3 protein-coding genes are annotated in these 3792 nt (G+C 65.4%); all 3 read right to left on the bottom strand.

The genetic code is table 11. The features are described 5' to 3' along the window. Positions 1-1491: ATP-binding cassette domain-containing protein (locus ACFWF3_RS27690; RefSeq protein WP_379316354.1), on the bottom strand; the 1491-nt coding region annotated here is incomplete at its 3' end. Between the two features lie 12 nt (positions 1492-1503). Further along, positions 1504-2673 (bottom strand): type III polyketide synthase, encoded by a 1170-nt coding sequence (locus tag ACFWF3_RS27685; protein ID WP_379316352.1) that lies wholly within the window; start codon positions 2671-2673, stop codon positions 1504-1506. Positions 2674-2719: 46 nt separating this feature from the next. Further along, the coding region (locus tag ACFWF3_RS27680) for a fatty acid desaturase (RefSeq protein WP_379316350.1) at positions 2720-3792 on the bottom strand (1073 nt) is incomplete at its 5' end.

Here is a 3792-nt window from a genome sequence, read left to right as displayed (position 1 = left end):
ACCCAGGTAATCCTCGAACAGATGGAAATCGGTGAACACCGCCGACGAATTCTGCCGGTACCACTCGATGTTGTCGTGGTCGATCCTCTCCCCGTTGAGCGACAACGACCCCGAGCGTGGCACATACAGACCGGTGATGAGCTTTGCCAGCGTCGACTTCCCGCTGCCGTTGCCACCGACGATGAACGTGATCTGGCCCGGTTCGAAAACCAGGTCGATCGGGCCGAGACGGAAACCGGCGTCCTCGGACTCGTCGCGCCCGGGCGGCGGAGCCAGCGGGCGCACATCCACGCCACCGTGGTCGACCCAGTTCTTGCCGTTGACATCCACCTGACCGCCGCCCGGATGCGCGCCGGGGTGAGCGGGATGCGGATGCGGCGGCCTGCCGTCGGCCTCGCGCGGCGGCATCCCCGGACGCGGTGGATGCCCACCCGGCCCGTGCGATCCCGGCGGCGGTGGCACCTGGGAGGGTGCCTCCGAACGATAGATGTAGCTGACGTTGGTCAGTTCCAGCTTGGCCTCCCCTGCCGCTGGACGCTCCGAATACGGCAGCGACTCCTCGTCGTGCAGCGTGGTCATCGACAGGTTCATCGCCCGGATCTTGGCGAGCGCCACATCACCACGCAGCAGATCGGGGATGCGGTGCATGAAGTTCTGCATCGGCATCGCCAGGAACGTGGTGACCAGCACGTAGCCGACCATCGTCTCGCGCGGCAGATCCAGTGCGGCCGCGATGACGAACAGGATCAGCGCCATCGTGCCCAGCTGCAACGCCTGGCCGAAGCCTTGGGCGTAGGAGAACTTCGAGCCCGCGTCGGTGTTCTGATCGCGCAGCGTGCCCGCCGAACCGAGCAGGTGCCGGTCCATGAAGTCACGGCGACGACCACGGTGCAGCTTCAGTTCCTTGATGCCGAGGGTGACGGCCTGGAACGATCGCAGCAACGCGTCCTCGTTCTCCCGAGCTTCCCGGTAGATACCGCGGACGCGCTTGAGAACTAGTTCGACACACGCGATGCCGACCAATGTGCCGCCGACCGTGACCGCGAAAATCGGTCCCGAAACCACGGCGAGGAACACGAAGCAGCCGACGATGGTCGCCACATCCACGCAGATCGAGGGAATGGCGGTGACGGCCTGCGACAGCGAACGCACGTCCTCGGTGAGCGTCGCCATCAGGCGGTGCATGCCGAGTCGTTCGAGGTGTTCCAGTGGGGCGGAGACGATTCCGGAGCTCAGGTCGCTGCGCAACCGGTAGATCGCGTCCTGGGAGAGCCGGATCAGCAGAACCTGCGACAGCACACCGCTGACGAGGATCACCAGACCCGTGCCACCGAAGCGCAGCAGCAGGTTGTCCGGCTGCGGGCGCGGCGAGACGACCGCGTTGATCAGCGTCACCAGGTAGGTGTTGGCGGCGCCGCAGATCAGGCCCGCGGCGACGACGGCCGCGATCCTGGCCGGCGACAGCGCGGCGAGAAAACGGAGCAGATGCATAACCTTCGGCTCTCAGCTTCGGATGACATCGAACACGATGCCCTCGAGGGTGACACCGGGTGCGAACGAGAACGCCACACCGGTAGAGATCGGTGCCGCTGTCTGTGCGTCGCGGATCATCCGCTCCAGCACGAAGATCAGCGAGACACTGAGCATGTTGCCGTGCTCGGCGAGCACCGCCCAGCTCGGCGCCGCCAGCTCGGCGGGAATGCCGAGCGAATGCGCCGACTCCTCGATGATGCGGGGGCCACCGGGGTGGATCGCCCACAACTCGATATCGGACTTGCCGAGTCCGTTGCGCGCCAGCACTTCCGACACCACCGGGTCGACACCGCGGTAGATGTAGTCGGGCAGGCTGGTCGCCAGTTCGCAGGTGATGCCCGCGTCCTTCACGCCGAGCACGATGCCGTCCTCGGCGTCGTCGAACAGGTGGCTGAAGCTGTCGCGGATCACGACGCTGCCTGCCGCGAGTGGCTTGTGCACCTGGTTGGCGCCGATCACCACCGCCCCGCAGCCGTCACCGAACAGGCTGTGGGTGATCACATCGTTGACGTCATCGTCGAAAACGGCGTTGACCGAACTCAATTCGATGCACAGCACCATCGCCTTCTTGTCCGGATGGGCCCGGACATAGTCGACGGCGGCGCGGATGCCGTTCATGGCCGCGGCGCAACCCATGAAATTGATGACCATCCGGCCGACCTTCGGCGACAGACCCAGCTGCTTGACCACCGCGACGTCGACGCCGGGAGCGATGAAGCCGGTGCTGGTCACGAAGATCAACTGGCCGATATCCTCGGCCGGGTCCGCCAGCCCCGCGACGGCGCGCTGGGCGACGTCGACGGCGAGCGGCACGGCGTGTTCGAAGAACAGGTTCATCCGCTCCCGGATGGTGCCGGGCTTGCGGCTGAACTCGAGGAACTCGGGGTCGAGTGGGTCGATGGCGAGGTGGCGGGTGTCGATCCTGGTCTTGGCGTAGATCCGCGGAATGCGCTGGCGCTGAGCGGGATCGGAGAACAGTTCGGCGACCCGGCCCGCGTTCACGGACTGCTCGACGACCAGCGAGGGCGAACCGGTGGCGACCGCTTCGATCACGCCGACGGTCGTCGGCGGCGTGGGTGGTAGCAGGTCGTGCCCGCGCTCGACGTCGGGCGTGCGGAGCAGGTCAAAGGAAACAGACACGGGCACAAATCCTTTCGAGACAGATCAGAGGTGGCAACGGGCCGGGTCAGACGGTTCCGATGCCGGAGAAGCCCTGCGCGGTGTAGACGACACAGGTCTTCAGCGCTGATGGTGCGCAGTGTTCGCGCACGAAACCCCACCGGTTCTCCTCGGCCTCACGGGAGGGCGCGAGCAGATAGGTCCGGCACAGCTTGGGGAAACGATCTCCGAAGAAGCTCTTGGCGGGCAGCCACTCCACGCCGAACTTCGCGGCCTCCTCACGCACCACGTTCTCCGACGCGATGTTGGCAAAACCACTGCGCTGGAACGGAAGTACGTGATGAGCACGGTGCGAGCTCAAGCCCGCCGAGAGGAAGCAGTCGACGTACTTGTTACCGACCACGGTCAGGTCGTAGGCCTGCTCGAGCTGGTTCACCGCCCAGTCCTCGGTCTCGGTGTGCAGTTCCTCGGTCGGGATCTCGAAGTCGTGGCTGGCCACCACCATGAAGGTGCTGATCCACAGCGTGATCACGAACTGCAGGCCCCAGGCGAGCAGGTCGCCCGCGATGGCGAAGGCCACGAACTCGGCCACCAGCAGTAACCGCATCCCGAACGAGCCGATGAAGTGCGGCAGCGCGCCACGCCAGCTGCCGTACATGTCCTTGATGCCCACCTTGCGGGTGAGCCGGCAGACATCGAGGAGGCGGATGATCATGCCCGTCAGCAGATGTCCGAACTTGTGCACGGTGTGCACCGGCACCCGGTACAGGCGCGGGATCTGCATCATCATCGTGAAGACGTTCTTCTTGATGTCGACTTCACTCTGGGTGTGCGGGTGGTGCAGTAGCGCGTGCCCGTCGGCGGTGACGAAAGACAGTGCGACATAGTTCATGTCGAAGGCGTTGACCGCGTACTTGTTCAAGCCCTTCTGCGCGCGGTGGATCGCGTAGTGACCGAACCCGGCCAGTGAGCTGCGCAGCAGCACCATCGCGATCACGAAGGCGGGCAACGGCATCCAGCTCGTGTCGTAGAGGCGCAGCGCCTGCACGGCGATGTAGGCGAAGATCAGCACGCCGACGACGATGTTGAACGCGCGGTCCATCCGCTGCAGCCGGGCCGCCAGCTCGGGTTCCTTGAGCC

Source organism: Nocardia sp. NPDC060220, assembly GCF_042727815.1.
Lineage (GTDB): Bacteria > Actinomycetota > Actinomycetes > Mycobacteriales > Mycobacteriaceae > Nocardia.
Note: the sequence above shows the minus strand (reverse complement) of the source record. Positions and strands in the feature narration are given on the sequence as shown.